General features: G+C 65.2%; 15 protein-coding genes. 12 read left to right on the top strand and 3 right to left on the bottom strand.

Going from position 1 to position 19582, the window contains the following annotated elements; translation table 11 throughout:
• The first annotated feature begins 651 nt into the window (after positions 1 to 651).
• Complete coding sequence (locus tag ACGLHR_RS01090) at positions 652 to 2046, top strand: amino acid permease (RefSeq protein WP_400091393.1); 1395 nt, start codon at positions 652 to 654, stop codon at positions 2044 to 2046.
• A 12-nt stretch (positions 2047 to 2058) separates the two neighbouring features.
• Here the strand turns inward: ACGLHR_RS01090 and ACGLHR_RS01095 are convergent, their stop codons facing one another.
• Entirely contained in the window at positions 2059 to 3465 is a 1407-nt protein-coding gene (locus ACGLHR_RS01095) for a PLP-dependent aminotransferase family protein (RefSeq protein ID WP_400091395.1), read from the bottom strand.
• Positions 3466 to 3645: 180 nt separating this feature from the next.
• Here ACGLHR_RS01095 and ACGLHR_RS01100 point away from each other — a divergent pair, with 180 nt between their 5' ends.
• The 4 genes from ACGLHR_RS01100 to ACGLHR_RS01115 all read left to right on the top strand — a co-directional run bounded on the left by ACGLHR_RS01100 (position 3646) and on the right by ACGLHR_RS01115 (position 9112).
• Positions 3646 to 3984, top strand: a complete 339-nt coding sequence (locus tag ACGLHR_RS01100) for a DUF2917 domain-containing protein (RefSeq protein WP_400091396.1) — start codon at positions 3646 to 3648, stop codon at positions 3982 to 3984.
• Positions 3985 to 4378: 394 nt separating this feature from the next.
• Positions 4379 to 7675 carry a fused isobutyryl-CoA mutase/GTPase IcmF gene (gene icmF / locus ACGLHR_RS01105; RefSeq protein WP_400091397.1) on the top strand — a complete coding sequence of 1099 codons (3297 nt, stop codon included), beginning with the start codon at positions 4379 to 4381 and terminating at the stop codon, positions 7673 to 7675.
• 100 nt (positions 7676 to 7775) lie between these two features.
• Positions 7776 to 8210, top strand: a complete 435-nt coding sequence (locus ACGLHR_RS01110) for an HIT family protein (RefSeq protein WP_400091486.1) — start codon at positions 7776 to 7778, stop codon at positions 8208 to 8210.
• A gap of 47 nt (positions 8211 to 8257) precedes the next feature.
• Positions 8258 to 9112 carry a 3-hydroxybutyryl-CoA dehydrogenase gene (locus ACGLHR_RS01115; protein WP_267605310.1) on the top strand — a complete coding sequence of 285 codons (855 nt, stop codon included), beginning with the start codon at positions 8258 to 8260 and terminating at the stop codon, positions 9110 to 9112.
• Between the two features lie 439 nt (positions 9113 to 9551).
• On the opposite strand, the gene ACGLHR_RS01120 is transcribed toward ACGLHR_RS01115, so the two are convergent.
• Positions 9552 to 10220 (bottom strand): Crp/Fnr family transcriptional regulator, encoded by a 669-nt coding sequence (locus tag ACGLHR_RS01120; protein ID WP_267605311.1) that lies wholly within the window; start codon positions 10218 to 10220, stop codon positions 9552 to 9554.
• 238 nt (positions 10221 to 10458) lie between these two features.
• Here ACGLHR_RS01120 and ACGLHR_RS01125 point away from each other — a divergent pair, with 238 nt between their 5' ends.
• From ACGLHR_RS01125 to ACGLHR_RS01155, 7 genes are all read left to right on the top strand, one after another.
• A complete protein-coding gene (locus ACGLHR_RS01125) occupies positions 10459 to 12429 on the top strand; it encodes an AMP-dependent synthetase/ligase (protein WP_400091398.1) in 1971 nt (656 codons plus the stop codon).
• A 14-nt stretch (positions 12430 to 12443) separates the two neighbouring features.
• Entirely contained in the window at positions 12444 to 13349 is a 906-nt protein-coding gene (locus ACGLHR_RS01130) for an ABC transporter ATP-binding protein (protein ID WP_400091399.1), read from the top strand.
• A gap of 51 nt (positions 13350 to 13400) precedes the next feature.
• Entirely contained in the window at positions 13401 to 14315 is a 915-nt protein-coding gene (locus ACGLHR_RS01135) for a branched-chain amino acid ABC transporter permease (protein ID WP_006160142.1), read from the top strand.
• Positions 14316 to 14341: 26 nt separating this feature from the next.
• On the top strand, positions 14342 to 15418 hold the full coding sequence (locus ACGLHR_RS01140) for a branched-chain amino acid ABC transporter permease (protein ID WP_400091400.1): 1077 nt from the start codon (positions 14342 to 14344) through the stop codon (positions 15416 to 15418).
• A gap of 87 nt (positions 15419 to 15505) precedes the next feature.
• Entirely contained in the window at positions 15506 to 16840 is a 1335-nt protein-coding gene (locus ACGLHR_RS01145) for an ABC transporter substrate-binding protein (RefSeq protein ID WP_400091401.1), read from the top strand.
• 136 nt (positions 16841 to 16976) lie between these two features.
• Positions 16977 to 17792: an ABC transporter ATP-binding protein gene (locus ACGLHR_RS01150; protein ID WP_045236120.1), complete on the top strand. Its 816-nt coding sequence runs from the start codon at positions 16977 to 16979 to the stop codon at positions 17790 to 17792.
• Positions 17793 to 17875: 83 nt separating this feature from the next.
• The gene (locus ACGLHR_RS01155) at positions 17876 to 19126 is read left to right on the top strand and encodes a phenylacetate--CoA ligase family protein (protein WP_400091403.1); all 1251 of its coding nucleotides are present in this window, start codon (positions 17876 to 17878) and stop codon (positions 19124 to 19126) included.
• Here ACGLHR_RS01155 and ACGLHR_RS01160 read toward each other — a convergent pair.
• Positions 19117 to 19578 (bottom strand): YbaN family protein, encoded by a 462-nt coding sequence (locus ACGLHR_RS01160; protein ID WP_400091404.1) that lies wholly within the window; start codon positions 19576 to 19578, stop codon positions 19117 to 19119. The two genes, ACGLHR_RS01155 and ACGLHR_RS01160, sit on opposite strands and share 10 nt — an antisense overlap.
• Positions 19579 to 19582 lie beyond the last annotated feature (4 nt).

Consider the following 19582-nt stretch of genomic DNA (forward strand, 5'->3'; position numbering starts at 1 on the left):
GGTGGGGCGGGCGCGGTGGTCAGAGTCATGGGCAAATCAACCCGGTGCCACCGCGCCCACGACGGAACCGGTGCGCCTGCAACTTCGTGGCCGGCCAATCCGCGAGCGACAGACGGCTTGAAGCAAGTGATGTCTGCTACCGGGGGCCCCACCACGCATCCCGGAGGCTGGCAGGTTCGTGGCCGGTCAAGCCGGTATCGGCAGAAGCCCGCCGGCACTCTGGGCCGTACGACGAAACCATCGATTCCCGAGAGCCTTATTGCTCTGCTCCCGGCAGGGCGGCTTTCTTCTCGTTAGTCTTCTTTGCCGCGCAAAGAAGAGTGACCGGCAGCCCCCGCAGGGGGATGTCGTATGGCTTTTGGGTGCAAGAGCCAACGCCAATGAAACAGACAGCGACGCCCCCCGCAGGGGAATGTCGTATCGCTTTTGGGTGCAAGAGCCAACGCCAATGAAACAGACAGCGACGCCCCCCCGCAGAGGAATGTCGTACGGCTCTTGGGTGCAAAACGCCAACACCGTTCAAACAATCAGCGACGCCCTTCGCCCGCCCAAAGAAACACCGACCAACTCAAAAGTGACGAATCCGCCAACCCCGCCGCGCTAAAATACGCCGCTTTTCAAAGCCGCCCAGCGCGCCAGGAGTACCCGCCGATGAGTCTGTTCCGCACCAAGAACATCGAGGCCATGCTGGCCGCCGCCCGCGACGATGGCCTCAAAAAGGTGCTCGGCCCCATCGACCTGATCCTGATGGGCATCGGCGCCATCATCGGCACCGGCATCTTCGTGCTGACCGGCACCGGCGCGCTCACCGCCGGCCCGGCGCTGACCTTGTCCTTCGTGATCGCCGCACTGGCCTGCGGGTTTGCCGCGCTCTGCTACGCCGAGTTCGCGTCCGCGATCCCCGTCTCCGGCTCCATCTACACCTACAGCTACGCCACGCTCGGCGAAATCGTGGCCTGGATGATCGGCTGGGATCTGCTGCTTGAATATGGCCTTGCGACCTCGGCCGTATCGGTCGGCTGGTCCGGCTACTTCCAGTCGCTGATGGCGGGCTTCGGCCTGCACCTGCCAGCCATGCTCACCGCCGCGCCCGGCGCGGTGCCGGGCGTGCAGACACTGTTCAACCTGCCCGCTGCCGTGATCATGTTGCTGATCACCTGGGTCGTGTCGTACGGCGTGCGCGAGTCGGCGCGCCTGAACAACGTGATGGTGGCCATCAAGATCGCGGTAGTGCTGCTCTTTATCGGGGTGGGCGTGTGGCACGTCAAGCCGGCCAACTGGCAGCCGTTCGCGCCGTTCGGGCTGGACGGCATCTTCAATGCCGCGGCGCTGGTGTTCTTCGCCTTTATCGGCTTCGACGCCGTGACCTCGGCCGCCGAGGAAGTGCGCAACCCGCGCCGCGACCTGCCGATCGGCATCATCGGCTCGCTGGCCGTCTGCACCGTGTTGTACGTGACGGTGGCGGCCATCATGACCGGCATCGTGCCCTTTGCCAAGTTCGCGGGCATCGACCATCCGGTGTCGCTGGCGCTGCAATATGCCGGGGAGAACTGGGTGGCGGGCTTCGTCGATCTGGGCGCCATCCTGGGCATGACCACGGTGATCCTGGTGATGACCTTCGGCCAGACCCGCATCATCTTCGCCATGTCGCGCGATGGCCTGCTGCCGGAGCGGCTGTCGAAGGTGCACCCGGTGCATGCCACGCCGTTCTTTGCCACGTGGACCGTGGGCATCGTGTTCGCCTTCATCGCTGCCTTTGTGCCGCTCAATGTGCTGGCGGAGCTGATCAATATCGGCACGCTGTCGGCCTTCACGCTGATCTCGGTGGCGGTGCTGGTGCTGCGCAAGACCCGGCCGGACCTGCCGCGCGCCTTTCGCTGCCCCGGCGTGCCGGTGGTGCCGTTGCTGTCCGTGGGCTTCTGCGTATTCCTGATGGTCCACCTGCAGGCGCTGACATGGGTTGCCTTCCTGGCCTGGCTGGCAATTGGCCTGGCGATCTACTTCCTCTACGCGCGCCGCAACGCGGTGCTGCACGGCGGCGCCTGACGCCGCCGGCAGTCACCGTTCGCGCGCGCCGGCCTCCTGCAGGAAGGCCAGCGCGCGCGGCTCCTCGACATAGGCGGAGTTGACGCGGATCCAGGCCGAGGTCTCGCCGCCCGGCCGGAAGTAATTGCCTGGCGCCAGCGTCACTCCATGCTGCTCGGCCAGCGTGACCAGCGCGCGCGAATCCTCGATCCCGTGCGTGCGAGCCCACAGGAAATTGCCGCCCGCCGGCTCGCAATACACCTCCCAGCCGGCGTCGCCCAGGCGCCGCACCGCGCTCGCGGTGGCCTGGCGCACGCGCAGGCGCAGCCGCTCCATGTACTTGCGATAGGCGCCGCGCTCCAGCAGCGCCGCCGTCACGGCTTCCGCGAAATGCGAGCCCGCCACGCTAGTCAGCACTTTCACATCCACCAGTTCCTTGATCAGCGCCTTGTCGGCCACCAGGTAGCCGATCCGCAGCGAGGCCGACACCGTCTTTGAGAAGCCGCCGATATAGATCACATGCTCGAGCTGGTCGAGCGTGGCCAGCCGGTCCGTGAAGTTGGTCTGGAAGTCCGAGAAGATATCGTCCTCGACAAAGCGGAAGCCGTGACGGCGCGCCAGCTCCAGCAGGCGGAACGCCACGGGCGGCGACAGGGTCGCGCCGGTGGGGTTCTGCAGCACGCTGTTGGTGAAGAACAGCTTGGGCTTGTGCTCGCGCAGCAGCGCCTCGGCGGCGTCCGGGTCGGGGCCGTTGCGGGTTTGCGGCACGCCCACCAGGCGTACGCCGTGCAAGCGCAGCAGGCCGAACAGGTTGTAGTAGCCGGGATCCTCCACGAACACCGTATCGCCCGGCTTGAGCAGGCGCCGCACCACCAGGTCCAGCGCCTGGCTGGCGCCCGTGGTGATCAGCACCTGCGGCAGCTCAGCTGCGACGCCGAGCTGCCGCACGCGCGTCAGCACATGCTGGCGCAGCTCCGGGCTGCCCATTGGCGTGGCGTAGTGGATCACGCTGAGGATGTCGTTGCGCGAGACCTGGCGGATCGCCTGGGTCAGCCCTTCGACGTCGCGCCAGGTCTCTGGCACGAAGCCGCCCGCCAGCTTGAGCGTGGCGCTGGGATGGTTGAACTGTTCCAGGATATGGTCGGACAGGTCCTCCGCCAGCCGTGGGTCCGACCAGCCGTTGGCGGCGCGCGCCAGCAGCGGGCTGTCCGCGACGAAGAAGCCCGAGCCGTGGCGGGAATCCAGCAGGCCCTGCGACACCAGCCGGTCATAGGCCTCGATTACCGGGAAACGGCTGATGCCATGCTCCGCCGCGAGCTGGCGGATCGACGGCAGGCGGGCGCCGGGGCGCACCTCGCGCGAGCTGATCCAGGTCTTGACCTCGTTGACGATCTGGTCGGTCAGGGGCACGCCGGTGGCGGGAACGAGAGTCAGTTTCATCGCGCAGGCGCAGGCAAAGTGTCAGGAAAAACTACTGAACAGTTCATGTCAAACTGTTCGCAACTGTTCATGGGATTGTAGTTGGCGCTGTGAATAATGGAAGGCATGCGGAGGCGTGCCTGCACTGGCTGGGCCAGTGGGTACGAGAGACATCACCGCAATGCTGACAGGAGTGGCGAAATGCGCGAACTAAGGATCTTCGAACTGGATGAACCCGGCCGGCCGGTGAGCTGGCGCGCCCGCGAAGGGCAGAGCGTGAAGGCGGTCGAAGGCCGCCTGTGGCTGACGGTGGAAGGCCACCTTGCGGATATCTGGCTGCTGCCGGGAGCGGTCTTTGCGCTGCCGGCCGGCGCCAGGGTGTGGCTGTCCGGCGAAAGCGATGGCGCGCGCTTCACGCTCGCCCAGACGCCGGCACCGCTGTCGTGGCGCTGGCTGGGTGGGCTGGCGGGTGCGCTGAAGCGCCGCTTCGGCGAGCGCCCTGCCGGCGGTGCCGGCCAGTGCCCGGAACCCGGTCTTTGAGCTGACGCAAGCCGGCCGGCGCGGAGCGTGTCCGCGCTGCCGGCCAGCATCCGGGCACGCTGGTTTCGCCCCGTGCCCGGAAATCCCGCGCCATCCGTACTGGTGCAAGCGTGGCCAAGTGTCCGGTCTTGCGCGCTCTCGCACGCCGTCTCGCGGCCTTGGTCTTCCTCGACGCCTCAACAAGTCCCTCCACATCGTCCCGCCAACTATGCGAGGATGTTCCCCATGGCTGGCCGCGCCGCCGTGGCTTGATTGCCGTTAACGTAAACGTCATATAATCAAGCTGCTGCGCCAGCGTCAGCCAGACCGCTCGCCTGTTCGATCCGAGCCGCCTCCAGAGCGGCAGCCATGGACGTCATGCGATCAGCCGGAACACCGAACATGGTGGAGACAAATGACCGATCTTTCCGATGTGCAGAAGGGCGCTCAACCCAGCGCTCCCCATCAGGCGCAGGGACCGAAAGGGCCCATCAACAAGGTGCGCTTCGTCACCGCGGCCTCGCTGTTCGACGGCCATGACGCTTCCATCAACATCATGCGGCGCATCCTGCAGTCCTCTGGCTGCGAGGTGATCCATCTCGGGCATAACCGCTCGGTGGAAGAGGTGATCAGCGCGGCCTTGCAGGAAGACGTGCAGGGCATTGCCATCTCCAGCTACCAGGGGGGCCACGTCGAGTACTTCAAATACATGGTCGACCTGCTGCGCCAGCGCGGCGGCGAACATATCCAGCTCTTCGGCGGCGGTGGCGGCGTGATCGTGCCGGACGAGATCCGCGAGTTGCAGGCCTACGGCGTGGCGCGGATCTTCAGCCCGGAAGACGGCCAGCGCCTGGGCCTGGCGGGCATGATCGCCGACATGGTGCAGCGCTGCGATATCGACCTGGCGCGCTATGCGCCCACCACGCTCGACGCGATGAAGGGCGGCGACCGCCGCGCGCTCGCGCAACTGATCACGGCGCTGGAAAACGGCAAGGCGGCTCCCGCGCTGGCTGACGCACTGCGCGCCGAGGCCGCCAAGATGAAGACGCCCGTGCTCGGCATCACCGGCACCGGCGGCGCGGGCAAGTCCTCGCTGACCGATGAGCTGATCCGCCGCATCCGGCTGGACCAGCGCGATGCGTTGTCCATCGCGGTGATCTCGATCGACCCGTCGCGCCGCAAGTCCGGCGGCGCGCTGCTGGGCGACCGCATCCGCATGAACGCGATCAACCATCCGAACATCTTCATGCGCTCGATGGCCACGCGCGAAGCCGGCTCCGAGATCTCACAGGCGTTGCCCGATGTGCTGGCGGCCTGCAAGGTGGGCGGCTTCGACCTGATCCTGGTGGAGACTTCGGGCATCGGCCAGGGCGATGCCGCCATCGTGCCGCACGTGGATTTGTCGCTCTATGTGATGACGCCCGAGTTCGGCGCCGCCAGCCAGCTCGAGAAAATCGACATGCTGGACTTCGCGGATTTCGTCGCCATCAACAAGTTCGACCGCAAGGGCGCGCAGGACGCCTGGCGCGACGTGGCCAAGCAGGTGCAGCGCAACCGCGAGCAGTGGCACGCCAAGCCCGAGGAGATGCCGGTGTACGGCACCCAGGCCTCGCGCTTCAACGACGACGGCGTGACGATGCTCTACCAGGGCTTGCGCGAAGCGCTATGCGCGCGCGGCATGCATGCGCCGGGGGGCGTGCTGCCGCAGCTGAACGGGCGCATCTCCACCGGCCAGAACGTGATCGTGCCGCCGGCGCGCAACCGCTACCTGGCCGAGATTGCCGACACGGTACGCACTTATCATCGCCGCGTGGAAACGCAGAGCCGGCTGGCGCGCGAGCGCCAGCAACTGCGCGAGGCCCGGCGCATGCTGCTGGCCGCCTCCGGGCAGGAAGGCCAGGGCGAGGCGCTGCAGGCACTCGCCACCGAACGCGACGCCGCGCTTGGCGCGCAGGAGCGCAAGCTGCTGGCAATGTGGCCGGAGATGCGCAAGGCCTACAGCGGCGACGAATACGTGGTGAAGATCCGCGACAAGGAAATCCGCACCACGCTCACCACCACCACCATGTCCGGCACCACGGTGCGCAAGGTGGTGCTGCCGCGCTTCGAGGACGAGGGCGAAGTGCTCAAGTGGCTGATGCGCGAGAACGTGCCTGGCAGCTTCCCGTACACCGCCGGCGTCTTTGCCTTCAAGCGCGAGAACGAAGACCCCACGCGCATGTTCGCCGGCGAGGGCGATGCCTTTCGCACCAATCGCCGCTTCAAGCTGGTCTCCGAAGGCATGGATGCCAAGCGCCTGTCCACCGCCTTCGACTCGGTCACGCTGTACGGCGAGGATCCGCACACGCGCCCGGACATCTACGGCAAGGTCGGCAATTCGGGCGTGTCGATCGCCACGCTGGACGACATGAAGGTGCTGTACGACGGCTTTGATCTCACCAGCCCGTCGACCTCGGTGTCGATGACCATCAACGGGCCCGCGCCCACCATCCTGGCGATGTTCATGAACACCGCCATCGACCAGCAGCTCGACAAGTTCCGCGCCGACAACAACCGCGAGCCCACCGCCGACGAGGAAGCCAAGATCCGCGCGTGGGTGCTGCAGAATGTGCGCGGCACGGTGCAGGCCGACATCCTCAAGGAGGACCAGGGCCAGAACACCTGCATCTTCTCCACCGAGTTCTCGCTCAAGGTGATGGGCGATATCCAGGCGTACTTTGTCCATCACCAGGTGCGCAATTTCTACTCGGTGTCGATCTCCGGTTATCACATCGCGGAGGCCGGAGCCAACCCGATCTCGCAGCTGGCATTCACGTTGTCCAACGGCTTCACCTATGTGGAGGCATACCTGGCGCGCGGCATGCATATCGACGACTTCGCGCCCAACCTGTCGTTCTTCTTCTCCAACGGCATGGACCCGGAGTACAGCGTGCTAGGCCGCGTGGCGCGCCGCATCTGGGCGGTGACGCTGCGCGACAAATACGGCGCCAACGAGCGCAGCCAGAAGCTCAAGTACCACGTCCAGACTTCCGGCCGCTCGCTGCACGCGCAGGAGATCGATTTCAACGACATCCGCACCACGCTGCAGGCGCTGATCGCCATTTACGACAACTGCAATTCGCTGCACACCAACGCCTACGACGAAGCCATCACCACGCCCACCGGCGAATCGGTGCGCCGCGCGCTGGCGATCCAGCTCATCATCAACCGCGAGTGGGGCGTGGCCAAGTGCGAGAACCCCAACCAGGGCAGCTTCCTGATCGACGAGCTGACCGACCTCGTGGAAGAGGCGGTGATGCAGGAGTTCGAGCGCATCGCCGAGCGTGGCGGCGTGCTCGGCGCGATGGAGACGGGCTACCAGCGCGGCAAGATCCAGGAAGAGTCGCTGTACTACGAGCAGCGCAAGCACGATGGCACGCTGCCCATCATCGGCGTCAATACCTTCCGCAATCCCAACGGCGACCCAACGCCGCAATCGCTCGAGCTGGCGCGTTCCAGCGAAGAGGAGAAGCAGGGGCAACTTGCGCGGCTGGCGGATTTCCACGCCCGCCATGCGGACGCCGCGCCGGCCATGCTGCAGCGGCTGCGCCAGGCCGTGATCGACAACGACAATGTGTTCGCGGTGCTGATGGATGCGGTGCGCGTGTGCTCGCTCGGGCAGGTCACGCATGCCCTGTTCGAGGTAGGAGGCCAGTACCGCCGCAATATGTGATGCGTCCGCCAGGGGCTGTCTGGCGCGAGGCCCCTGCGTTAAACTTGTTGTTTGCGCCAGCCGCCTCCCTTGCTGCCAGCGAAGATCAAGACCAAGACCAATCAGGAGTACCGTGTACGATCCCAACAATATCTTCGCCCGCATCCTGCGTGGCGAATTGCCTTGCAACAAGGTGTATGAAGACGCCGACACCGTCGCCTTCATGGACATCATGCCGCAGTCGGATGGCCACGTCCTGGTCGTGACCAAGGAACCCGCCGTCGAGCTGTTCGACCTGTCCGACGCCGGTGCCGAAGCCGCCATCCGCACCACCAAGCGCGTCGCTAGCGCGGTGCGCGCCGCCTTCTCGCCGGACGGCATCTCGATCGGCCAGTTCAACGGCGCCGCCGCCGGCCAGACCGTGCCGCACGTGCATTTCCACATCGTGCCGCGCTACGCCGAGCGCACCCTGCGCGGCCACGGCACCGACATGCAGGATCCGGAGATCCTCAGCCAGCACGCCGAGCGCATCATCGCCGCGCTGCGCGAAGCCTGACCAACACACCGCACCAGAATCAAGCAACCAGCAACAAGGAAGACAAGATGGGAATCAGGACAGTGGGCATCGTAGGCGCCGGCACCATGGGCAACGGCATCGCGCAAGCGTGCGCCGTGGTGGGCCTGGACGTGGTGATGGTGGACATCAGCGACGCAGCGGTGAACAAGGGCATCGCCACCGTCGGCAGCAGCCTGGATCGCCTGATCAAGAAAGACAAGATCAGCGAAGCCGACAAGCAAGCCGCACTCGCGCGCATCAAGGGCTCCACGTCCTATGACGCGCTCAAGGCCACCGACATCGTGATCGAAGCCGCTACCGAGAACTTCGACCTCAAGGTCAAGATCCTCAAGCAGATCGACAGCATCGTCGGCGACGACGTGATCGTCGCGTCCAACACCTCGTCGATCTCGATCACCAAGCTGGCTGCCGTTACCAGCCGCCCGGGCAACTTCATCGGCATGCACTTCTTCAACCCGGTGCCGATGATGGCCCTGGTGGAACTGATCCGCGGCCTGCAGACCAGCGACACCACGCACGCGCTGGTGGAAGAACTCTCCAAGGCACTCGGCAAGTACCCGATCACCGTGAAGAACAACCCGGGCTTCGTGGTGAACCGGATTCTCTGCCCGATGATCAATGAGGCGTTCTGCGTACTGGGCGAAGGCCTGGCGTCGCCGGAAGAAATCGACGAAGGCATGAAGCTGGGCTGCAACCATCCGATCGGGCCGCTGGCGCTGGCGGACATGATCGGGCTGGACACCATGCTGGCCGTGATGGAAGTGCTGTACACCGAGTTCGCCGACCCGAAGTATCGGCCGGCCATGTTGATGCGCGAGATGGTGGCGGCTGGCTATCTCGGCCGCAAGACCGGGCGTGGCGTGTACGTGTATAGCAAGTAAGCACGGCCCTGAATGGGTGAAGGAGGCTGGCGACGGGTGACCGTTGCTAGCTTTTTTGTTTTCAGACGGCAAGCGGTGCGGGCCGGTGTGATCCCGGTCTCGGCGAACGCCCGCCCTCTCCCCCGACCCCTCATCCGCTGCGCGGGAGAGGGGAGCCAACCGGCGGCAAGATCAACCGATCAACCAATTGCGGCCGTGTGAAGCGCCCGAAGGGCGGGACACACCCCAACGCGATGCGAAGCGAGCCGTCAAGGTGTGCCAAGGCCGTATGGGGCCCGAGGGGGTGTCGCCCCATCCGGCGCGCCTTTTTTGCCTACTTTTTTGGCAAGACAAAAAAGTAGGTCGCCTCCCCGAAGGGGAGGTGAAACTGCAGTTGCCTTTGACCTTGAAGTTAAGCAGTTCAAGCTGATTTTGCAGTTCCAGTCAAAACCCCAAAACCTCACTCCCCATACTGCCTCAACCCCTCCAGATCCAGCACCTCAATCACCCCATAATCCACCTTCACCAGCCCCTGCTGCTCCAGCACCTTCAGCGCCTGGTTGGCCCGCTGCCGCGAGATCCCCGCCAGCAGCCCGATCTCCTCCTGCGAAATCTCCAGCGTCTTCCCCAGCCCGGGGTACAGATGCTCATTGAAGAGCGAAGACACGGCGCGCGCCACCCGTGAATCGATATCGAGCAGCCGCTCATACTCAACGGCAGCAATGAACTGCCCCAGCCGCTCATTGAACTGCGTCAGCAAGAACCGGGTAAACGGCAAGCTGGTATCCAGCAACCACTGAAAAGTCTCGCGCGGCAGGAAGGCAATGCGCGAGCGCCGCAGCGCCATCACGTCATACTTGCGGATCTCGGCCTTGAGCACGGCGCCTTCGCCGAACCAGCCCCCCGTAGGCACACCGGTGAATGTGACCGACTTACCGGAAGGCGATACCGTAGTGATCTTGACGATCCCCTCCAGCACCCCCATCCAGTGCTCCGCCATATCGCCTTTATGGCAGACATAGTCGCCCTGGCTATATTCGCGCACGCACATGGCGCGGCGGACAATGTCGCGTTGTTCTTCACTGAGGTCGGCTGCCCACACGCAGCGGTCGACGAAATCGTTGAGCATGACCTGGAGAACCTTCCCGTAGGGATTAACCCGGAATTGTCATCGGCGTGACAACCGGGGGAAATGGCATGGACTATCTTACGATCACCACGAACCGCAAATGCGCGCCAGGACAGGCGCGGCGGGCTTGTTGCGTTGCGGCAGAAACGCCGCCGGGCAAAACAGGCCAAGTATAACCAGCGGCAGCAGGCTTGGCACCGGTGGCGGACCCCCGCTTTCGGAGTGACAGGAGACATCCATGCAGGAACCGTCGGCGACGACCTTCCCGCGCTTGTTGCTTGCGCATGCGCAGCAGCGGCCGGAAAGCCCGGCTTACCGTGAGAAGGATCTCGGGATCTGGCAAACCTATAGCTGGGCGCAGACCGCGCAGGAGATGCGCGCGCTGGCGTGCGGCCTGGCTGCGCTGGGCTTTGCCCGCGCAATGAACCTCGCGGTGGTCGGCGACAACCGGCCGCGCCTGTACTGGGCCATGAGCGCGGCGCAGGCGATGGGCGGCGTGCCGGTGCCGCTTTACCAGGACGCGATCGCCGGCGAGATGATCTACGTGCTGAACGACGCCGAGATCGACTTCGCCATCGTGGAGGACCAGGAGCAGGTGGACAAGCTGCTGGAGGTGGAGGAGCAGCTTGCCGCGCAGGGCCGCAAGGTGCGCCACATCATCTATGAAGACCCGCGCGGGCTGCGCGACTACGATCATCCGGCGTTGATGTCTTACCAGCGCCTGCAGGAAATCGGCCGCGAATTCGATCGTGCCAATCCCGGCTACTTCGATGCGGCGGTTGCCGCCGGCGAGCCCGACGACACCGCCATCATCCTCTACACCTCCGGCACCACCGGCAAGCCCAAGGGCGTGTGCCATTCGCACCGCGGCCTGATCGGCGCGGCGCGCAACGGCTGCGCGTTCGATGGCCTCACCGCGAAGGACGATGTGCTGTCCTACCTGCCGATGGCATGGGTGGGCGACAACCTGTTCTCGTACGCGCAGGCCATGGTGGCGGGATTCACCGTGAACTGCCCGGAATCGCGCGAGACGGTCATGACCGACCTGCGCGAGATTGGCCCAACCTACTACTTCGCGCCGCCGCGCATCTATGAAAACCTGCTGACGCAGGTGATGATCCGCATGGAAGACGCGGGCTGGATCAAGCGCAAGCTATTCCACTGGGCCATGGGCGTGGCGCGCCGCTGCGGCACCGACATCCTCGATGGCGACCCGGTGCCGCTGGCCGACCGGCTGCGCTACGCCGCGGGCGAGGTGCTGATCTTCGGGCCGCTGCGCAATGTGCTGGGCATGAGCCGCATCCGCGTGGGCTACACGGCGGGCGAGGCGATCGGCCCGGACCTGTTCCGCTTCTATCGTTCCATCGGCGTCAACCTCAAGCAGTTCTACGGCCAGACCGAAACCTGCGCCTATGTCTGCCTGCAGCCGGACGGCAAGGTCAAGTTCGATTCGGTCGGGCCTGCCGCGCCGGGCATGGAGATCCGCATTGCCGAGAACGGCGAGGTGCTGGTGCGTGGCGTGGGCTTGCTCAAGGCGTACTACAAGCGCGACGACGCCACCCGCGAGGCGATCAACGACCAAGGCTACTTCATGACCGGCGACGCCGGGGTGATCGATGCCGACGGCCACCTGAAGATCATCGATCGCGCCAAGGATGTGGGCAAGCTGTCCGACGGCGCCATGTTCGCGCCCAAGTACATCGAGAACAAGCTCAAGTTCTTTCCCTATATCAAGGAAGCGGTGGCGTTCGGCACCGGCCGCGACAGCGTCTGCGCGTTCATCAACATCGATTTCGATGCCGTGGGCAACTGGGCCGAGCGGCGCCACCTGGCCTATGCGGGCTACATCGACCTGGCGGCGCAGCCAGAGGTGATCGCCATGATCGGCGAGTGCGTCGAGCAGGTGAATGCGGACCTTGCCACCGATGCCATGCTGGCCGGTTCGCAGGTTTCGCGCTTCCTGATCCTGCACAAGGAACTCGATCCGGACGACGATGAGCTCACTCGCACGCGCAAGGTGCGGCGTGGCTATATCGCCGAGAAATACGCGTCGCTGATCGAGGCACTGTACACCGGCAAGACGGAGCAGTTCATCGAGACGCGCGTGAAGTTCGAGGACGGACGCGAAGGCAGCGTCTCGGCCACGTTGAAGCTGGTCGATGTAAAGCGCTTCGGGCCGGCCACTGCCGGTGCGAAGCGCGCAGCATGAGCGGGGGCGGGAGGATGACGCAAATGGCATGGCAAGGCGTGGAGCGCGGCGGCGATGACCAGCCGGTGTGGAGCGGTGCGTCCGCGGCGGCAGGGGCAACAGCGCAGGCGCTCGGCGGGGTCCAGGCGGAACATGCGCAGGTGCGCAAGGCCGGGGACGTGATACTCGACCTGCAGAACATCTCGCTGGCTTTCGGCGGCGTGAAGGCGCTGACCGATATCTCCTTCGATGTGCGCGAGCATGAGATCCGCGCCATCATCGGGCCCAACGGCGCGGGCAAGAGCTCGATGCTCAATGTGATCAACGGGGTCTACCACCCGCAGCAGGGCCGCATCGTGTTTCGCGGCGAGGAACGGCGCAGGATGCATCCCACCGCCGCGGCGCGCCAGGGCATCGCGCGCACCTTCCAGAACATCGCGTTGTTCAAGGGCATGACCGTGCTCGACAACATCATGACCGGGCGCAACACCAGGTTCCGCAGCGGCCTGCTGGCCAATGCGCTGTGGTGGGGCCCGGCGCGCAACGAGGAAATGCAGCACCGGCGCAAGGTCGAGGAGGTGATCGATTTCCTCGAGATCCAGGCCATCCGCAAGACGCCGGTAGGGCGCCTGCCCTACGGCCTGCAAAAGCGCGTGGAACTGGCGCGCGCGCTGGCGGCCGAGCCCTCGATGCTGCTGCTCGACGAACCGATGGCGGGCATGAACGTAGAAGAGAAGCAGGACATGTGCCGCTTCATCCTGGACGTGAACCACCAGTTCGGCACCACCATCGTGCTGATCGAGCACGACATGGGCGTGGTGATGGATATCTCCGATCGCGTGGTGGTGCTGGACTACGGCAAGAAGATCGGCGATGGCACGCCCGACGCGGTGAAGGCCAACCCGGACGTGATTCGCGCCTACCTCGGCGCGGGCCATTGATGCCGATGCACACGCAACGCACGCAACGCACGGAACGAGACAAGGAAAGCCATGACGTTCTTCTTTGAAATCCTGATCGGCGGCTTATTGTCGGGGTTGATGTATTCGCTGGTGGCGCTGGGGTTCGTGCTGATCTACAAGGCATCGGGCGTGTTCAACTTCGCGCAGGGCGCGATGGTGTACTTTGCCGCGCTGGCGGTGGTGGGGCTGATGGACAAGGGCCTGCCGATGTGGGCGGCCGTGATCGGCGCGTTTGGCGTGATGGTGGTGGTGGGCATCAGCACCGAACGCCTGGTGCTGCGCAAGCTGGTCAACCAGCCGCCCATCACGCTGTTCATGGCCACCATCGGGCTGTCGTTTTTCCTCGAAGGGCTGGGGCCGCTGCTGTTCGGCAATGAAGTGCGCCCGATCAACCTCGGCATCGTCGACGAGCCCATTGAAGCCATCCTGACGCGCTTCAATATCGTGGTGTCCAAGTTCGACCTCGCAGCGGCGGGCATCGCCGGCATCCTGGTGGGCACGCTGGCGCTGTTCTTCCAGTACACCAAGGTGGGCCGCGCATTGCGCGCGGTGGCGGACGATCACCAGGCGGCGCTGTCGCTGGGCATTCCGCTGCAGCATATCTGGGCCATCGTGTGGGGCGTGGCGGGCTTTGTCGCGCTGGTGGCAGGCATGCTGTGGGGCTCGCGCAATGGCGTGCAGTTTGCGCTGACACTGACCGCATTGAAGGCGCTGCCGGTGCTGATCCTGGGCGGCTTTACCTCGGTGCCGGGCGCCATCGTCGGCGGGCTGATCATCGGCGCCTCGGAGAAGCTGGCCGAGATCTATATCCCGCCTGTGTTCCAGTCCGCGTTCGGCGGCAACTTCGGTGGCATTGAAGGCTGGTTCCCCTATGTGTTTGCGCTGTTGTTCCTGCTGGTGCGGCCCGAAGGGCTGTTCGGTGAGAAACACATCGATCGTGTCTGACCGGCCCTCGCCACAGGAGAGAAAACATGTTCTACCGTGAATCCGGCCAGTTCAAGACCACCTACGTCGCCGACAGCCAGATCTTCCCCATCCGCCAGGACCGCATCGGCTTCGCGGTGCTGATGGCGGTGGCCTTCGTGGCGATTCCGCTGCTGGGTTCGGAATACTGGTTCTCGGCCATCCTGATCCCGTTCCTGATCTTCGCGCTTGCCGCGCTCGGGCTCAATATCCTCACGGGCTACGCGGGCCAGCTTTCGCTGGGCACGGCGGCCTTCATGGCGGTGGGCGCTTACGCGGCTTACAACTTCCAGCTGCGCATCGAAGGCCTGCCGGTGCTGCTGACCTTTATCCTCGCCGGCTTGTCGGCGGCGCTGGTGGGCGTGGCGTTCGGCCTGCCGTCGCTGCGCATCAAGGGCTTCTACCTTGCGGTGGCGACGCTGGCCGCGCAGTTCTTCGTGGTGTGGGCGCTGACCAAGTTTCCCTGGTTCTCCAACAACAGTTCATCGGGCGTGATCACCGCGCAGCAGTTGAACCTGTTTGGCATCGCCATCGATACGCCGGTGAAGAAGTACCTCTTCGTACTGATGCTGGTCACGGTGCTGGCCATCGCGGCCAAGAACCTGGTGCGCTCCTCCACCGGGCGCGCCTGGATGTCGGTGCGCGACATGGACGTGGCGGCGGAGGTGATCGGCATTCCGCTGATGCGCACCAAGCTGCTGGCCTTTGCCGTCAGCTCGTTCTACTGCGGCGTGGCGGGCGCGCTCTATGCATTCTGCTACCTGGGCTCGGTCGAGCCGGACGGCTTCTCGCTCGACCTTTCCTTCCGCGTGCTGTTCATGATCATCATCGGCGGCGTGGGCAGCATCCTCGGCTCGTTCCTGGGCGCGGCCTTCATCCTGCTGCTGCCGATCTTCCTGGACATCGCGCTGCCGCCGCTGGCCGCGCTGCTGCACCTGCCCTTTACCAACGCCGCCGTGTCGCATATCCAGCTGATGGTGTTCGGCGGGCTGATCATCTTCTTCCTGGTGGTGGAGCCGCATGGCCTGGCGCGGCTGTGGCAGATCGCGAAGGAAAAGCTGCGGCTGTGGCCATTCCCCCATTGAATCTCATTGCATCGACGCTTTTTAGGCCGGACCAAGACAAACGGGTATTCCATAACAAACACACCTGCCAAGGTGAAGGAGACTGTCATGACCACCCTGATTCGCAATCTGCAGCGCATTGCCCTGGCGGTGGGCGCGTCGGCCGCGCTGCTGGCGCCGCTGGCGGTGCAGGCGCAAAGCGGCGAGCAGTTCGTCGCGCTGCCTAGCTATCGCGTCGGTCCTTATGGCGCCAACGGACAGTCCTTTTATGGCGGCTTCGTCGACTACCTGAACTACGTCAACCTCAAGGAAGGTGGCGTGAACGGCGTCAAGCTGTCGTGGGAAGAGTGCGAGACCGAGTACAACAACGCCAAGGGCGTGGAGTGCTACGAGCGGCTCAAGGGCAAGAGCGCCACCAGCAAGGGCACCGCGTATCACACCATGTCGACCGGCATCTCCTACGCGCTGGTGGACAAGACCGCGGCCGACAAGGTGCCGCTGGTGATGATGGGCTATGGCCGCACCGATGCGGTCGACGGTTCGGTCTTCCCCTATGCCTTCCCGCTGGTCACTACCTACCAGATGCAGGTCTCGGCCATCGTCAAGTTCCTGGCGGGCAAGAACGGCGGCTCGCTGGCCGGCAAGAAGATCGTCTACCTGTACCACGACTCCGCCTATGGCAAGGAGCCGATCGTGGCGCTGGAAGCCGAAGCCAAGCTCGGCAAGTTCAACCTGGTCGAGATCCCGGTGGCGCACCCCGGCAACGAGCAGGGCGCGCAGTGGCTGAAGATCCGCCAGGAGAATCCTGACTATGTGATCTTCTGGGGCTGGGGCGTGATGAACCAGACCGCGCTCAAGGCCGCGCAAAAGGTGGGCTTCGCGCGCGACAAGATGATCGGCTCGTGGTGGGCAGGTTCGGAAGAAGATACCGTACCCGCCGGCGAGGCCGCCAAGGGCTATATGAGCGCGACATGGAACGTGGCGGGCAAGGGTGTGCCGCTGATCGCCGATATCGACAAGGTGGTCTACGGCGCCGGCAAGGGCAATATGCAGGACCGCAACAAGGTCGGCTCGGTGCTCTATAACCGTGGCGTGTCCGCGGCCGTGGTGACGGTGGAAGCGATCCGCGTGGCGCAGGCCAAGTACGGCAAGGGCAAGGTCATGAGCGGCGAAGACATGCGCTGGGCCTTCGAGAACCTGAACGTGAACAGCGCCCGCCTGCAGCAACTGGGCGCCACCGGCCTGCTGCCGGAGATCAAGACCAGCTGCGACAACCATGAAGGCTCGGGCAAGGTGAAGATCCAGCAGTGGGACGGCACCAAGTGGGTCGTGGTGTCGGACTGGATCGAAGGCAACAAGAACCTGATCCATCCGCTGTTCAAGGCGAGTGCCGCGCAGTTCGCGAAAGAGAAGGGCATCACGCCTGTGTGCATGAAGTCTTGATCGGGCGAGAGAGATCAGCAGGCGTTGCAAGATGCTGATTGTTTGCGCCCCTCTCCCGCATGCGGGGGAGGGGAGAAGTATGCGGCGACGCCTCGGGGCGCTCCCGCAGGCTAAGAACCACCAACCGAGCCGCACCATGAGCCTGTTGTCCGTCAACAATATCGAAGTCATCTACGACCACGTCATCCTGGTGCTCAAGGGCGTTTCGCTCGACGTGCCGGAGGGGCGGATCGTGGCGCTGCTGGGCGCCAACGGCGCGGGCAAGACCACCACGCTCAAGGCCATCTCCAACCTGCTGCACGCCGAGCGCGGCGATGTCACCAAGGGCTCGATCGAGTACCGCGGCAACCGGGTCGACCGGCTGACGCCCAATGAATTGGTCAAGCGCGGCGTGATCCAGGTGATGGAGGGGCGGCATTGCTTCGCCCACCTGACGCTGGAGGAGAACCTGCTCACCGGCGCCTATACGCGCGGTCTGTCGCGCAGCGAAACACGCGATGCGCTGGAGCGCATCTACGAATACTTCCCGCGCCTGAAGACGCGCCGCAAGTCGCAGGCGGGCTACACCTCCGGCGGCGAGCAGCAGATGTGCGCGATCGGCCGGGCCATGATGGCCAAGCCCAGCATGATCCTGCTGGATGAGCCATCGATGGGGCTGGCGCCGCAGATCGTGGAAGAAATTTTCGAGATCGTGCGCGACCTGAACCAGCGCGAGAAGGTCAGCTTCCTGCTGGCGGAGCAGAACACCATGGTGGCGCTGCGCTATGCGGACTACGGCTACATCCTGGAGAACGGCCGCGTGGTGATGGATGGCGCCGCAGAGGCGCTGCGCACGAATGAGGATGTGAAGGAGTTCTACCTGGGCGTCGCCGCCAATGATGGAGAGGGCGGCGGGCGAAGCTCTTTCCGCGACGTAAAAAGTTATCGCCGCCGCAAGCGCTGGCTCGCCTGACAGGAGCCCTCGGTTGCACGCGATGCCTCACGCGATGCCTCACGCGTTTCATCACGCGACTTCCCTTACGCGAACTACGCACCATGTCTGAATACTTCGATTCGCTTGAAACGCGCGCTCCGGCCGTCCGCTTGCAGGCTTTGCTGGACGCGTTGTCGCGCCAGGTTGCGCATGCCAAGGCGCATGCGCCTTATTTTGCGGAGGTGCTGCGCGACGTTGACCCGCGCGCGCTGGACTCACGCGCCGCGCTGGCGGCGCTGCCGGTAACGCGCAAGTCCGAGTTGACGGCGCGGCAAAAGACGATGCCGCCGCTGGGCGGGCTGAATGCGACGCCGCTCGGCGGCCTGCGCCACATCTTCCAGTCGCCCGGCCCGATCTTTGAGCCCGACGGGCATGGCGCCGACTGGTGGCGGATCGCGCGCGCGATGTTCGCGGCGGGCTTCCGCTCGGGCGACCTGGTCTACAACACCTTCTCCTATCACTTCACGCCGGCCGGCATGATGATGGAAACCGGCGCCCATCGGCTTGGCTGCTGCGTGTTTCCGGCGGGCGTGGGGCAGACCGAATCGCAGGTGCAGGCGATGGCGAGCCTGCAGCCGGCGGCCTACGCCGGCACGCCATCCTTTCTCAAGCTGCTGCTGGAAAAAGGCGACGAGCTCGGCTTGCCCTGCCAGGGCCTGAGCAAGGCGCTGGTGTCAGGCGAGGCATTGCCGCCTTCGCTGCGCGCCTGGTTCACCGAGCGCGGCATCCGCGTGCAGCAGATGTACGGCAGCGCCGACGCGGGCCTGATCGCCTACGAGACGCAGGGCGGCGATGGCTGGGTGGTGGACGAGAATGTGCTGGTGGAGATCGTCGAGCCGGGCGGCACGCAACCGATGCCTGACGGCGAGACCGGTGAGGTGGTGGTGACGGTGCTGGGCAATGGCGACTATCCGCTGATCCGCTTCGGCACGGGCGACCTGTCGGCGTTCGTTGCCGGTTGCGATCAGCGCGCCAGCCCTTGCGGGCGCACCAACCAGCGGCTCAAGGGCTGGCTGGGACGCGCCGACCAGACCACCAAGGTCAAGGGCATGTTCGTGCATCCCGGGCAGGTGGGCGAGGTGGTGCGGCGCCATCCCGAGGTGCGCGCGGCGCGCCTGGTGGTAACGGGCAGCGTGGGCGCCGATGTGATGACCCTGCACTGCGATGCCACGCGGGACGATGCGGGGCTGGCGCAGGCCATCGGCGAATCGCTGCGCGAGGTGATGCGCCTGCGCGGCGAGGTGCGCTTCGTGGCGGCGGGTTCACTGCCGCAGGATGGCAAGGTGATCGAGGACGCGCGGCGTTACGACTGAGTGCGATCGCGGCCAGGGGGCGGGGCCGCATGGCCGCCGGCGGGCCGCGTCGGCAGCCACAGCAGCCATGCGCTGACGGCTGCCGCGATGGCGACCAGCGTCAGCGAGGCAAGCGAGCGCTCGCGCATCAGCCACGCGGTGGCGCCCATCGACAGCCACATCATGCCGATGGCCAGCTGCTTGGCACGCAGGGGAATGCTGCGGTGGGCCTGCCAGTCACGCACCGGCGGGCCGAAACGCGGATGCGCCAGCAGCCGCGCATGGAAACGCTCGGAGCCGCGCGCGAAACACGCGGCGGCCAGCAAGACGAAGGGCGTGGTCGGCAGCACCGGCAGGAAGATGCCGACGGTGCCCAGCCCCAGGCTGAGCACGCCGAGGACCACCCACAGCGCGCGCAGCGCCCGCTGCCGGCGGCTGCGGATTGCGCAAGGCGCGGGCGTAGCGGATGGCAACGCG

The sequence above is a fragment of the Cupriavidus sp. CuC1 genome, assembly GCF_044627735.1.
Taxonomy (GTDB): Bacteria; Pseudomonadota; Gammaproteobacteria; order Burkholderiales; family Burkholderiaceae; genus Cupriavidus; species Cupriavidus ulmosensis.

Coding starts and splice junctions, on each gene's coding strand:
- ACGLHR_RS01095 (WP_400091395.1), bottom strand. CDS start 3,465: ATGAAACTGACTCTCGTTCCCGCCACCGGCGTGCCCCTGACCGACCAG.
- ACGLHR_RS01090 (WP_400091393.1), top strand. CDS start 652: ATGAGTCTGTTCCGCACCAAGAACATCGAGGCCATGCTGGCCGCCGCC.
- ACGLHR_RS01155 (WP_400091403.1), top strand. CDS start 17,876: ATGTCTGAATACTTCGATTCGCTTGAAACGCGCGCTCCGGCCGTCCGC.
- ACGLHR_RS01125 (WP_400091398.1), top strand. CDS start 10,459: ATGCAGGAACCGTCGGCGACGACCTTCCCGCGCTTGTTGCTTGCGCAT.
- ACGLHR_RS01135 (WP_006160142.1), top strand. CDS start 13,401: ATGACGTTCTTCTTTGAAATCCTGATCGGCGGCTTATTGTCGGGGTTG.
- ACGLHR_RS01100 (WP_400091396.1), top strand. CDS start 3,646: ATGCGCGAACTAAGGATCTTCGAACTGGATGAACCCGGCCGGCCGGTG.
- ACGLHR_RS01130 (WP_400091399.1), top strand. CDS start 12,444: ATGACGCAAATGGCATGGCAAGGCGTGGAGCGCGGCGGCGATGACCAG.
- ACGLHR_RS01145 (WP_400091401.1), top strand. CDS start 15,506: ATGACCACCCTGATTCGCAATCTGCAGCGCATTGCCCTGGCGGTGGGC.
- icmF (WP_400091397.1), top strand. CDS start 4,379: ATGACCGATCTTTCCGATGTGCAGAAGGGCGCTCAACCCAGCGCTCCC.
- ACGLHR_RS01120 (WP_267605311.1), bottom strand. CDS start 10,220: ATGCTCAACGATTTCGTCGACCGCTGCGTGTGGGCAGCCGACCTCAGT.
- ACGLHR_RS01150 (WP_045236120.1), top strand. CDS start 16,977: ATGAGCCTGTTGTCCGTCAACAATATCGAAGTCATCTACGACCACGTC.
- ACGLHR_RS01140 (WP_400091400.1), top strand. CDS start 14,342: ATGTTCTACCGTGAATCCGGCCAGTTCAAGACCACCTACGTCGCCGAC.
- ACGLHR_RS01115 (WP_267605310.1), top strand. CDS start 8,258: ATGGGAATCAGGACAGTGGGCATCGTAGGCGCCGGCACCATGGGCAAC.